This window comes from Streptomyces sp. SID1328 (assembly GCF_009865595.1).
In the GTDB taxonomy this organism is placed as follows: domain Bacteria; phylum Actinomycetota; class Actinomycetes; order Streptomycetales; family Streptomycetaceae; genus Streptomyces; species Streptomyces griseoluteus.
Genome location: NZ_WWKH01000454.1, coordinates 1 through 626 on the forward strand (window position 1 = coordinate 1; position 626 = coordinate 626).

The 626-nt window shown below is 80.5% G+C and carries 1 pseudogene; it reads right to left on the reverse strand.

The window, feature by feature from the left end:
* Nucleotides 1-626: pseudogene (locus GT030_RS13750) on the reverse strand (FUSC family protein); the annotation flags it as partial.

Below are 626 nucleotides of genomic sequence, written 5' to 3' on the forward strand. Positions count from 1 at the left end.
CGGGGCCCGGCGAGGGCGTCCTGCGCGTGGTCGAGAGCGGCGGTGAGCGCGGTCCGGCGGGCGGGCGCGGTGCCGGTGCCGGCCGCGTCGAGCAGGGCGGCGACGGCGTCGTACACGTCGGCCACCGCCCGGCGCTCGCCGTCGAAGCGGAAGTCGCCCGCGAGCGAGCCGGGGGTGGGCAGGGCGAGGCGGAGGAGGAGCAGCCAGAGCGCTCCGGCGAGGAAGGCGAGGGCGCCCTGCCATGCGGGCGGCCCGGCGGGGGTGCCCGCGCCGACGGCGGCGGTGACGAGGAGCTGGGTGCCGGCCGCCGAGGCGACCGGGCCGACGGCACTGATCGAGCCCGCCAGCAGGCCGAGCACCGTCAGGGCGACGGTGAGCGGTACGGCGGCAAGGTGCTGTCCGCCGTAGGTGCCGGCGAGCAGGCCGAGGGCGCCGGCCAGGGCGGGGGTGCCGAGGCGGTCGACGGAGGCGCGCCTGCTGCCGGGGCGGTCGTTGATCCCGGCGAGCATCGCGCCGGTCGCGGCGAGGACGCCCTCGGCGGTCAGTCCGGCGAGCATCCCGGCGACCAGCAGCGGTCCGGCGGCGAGGGCGCCCCGGACCACCGCGCTCCAGGGCAGGGGGCCGCG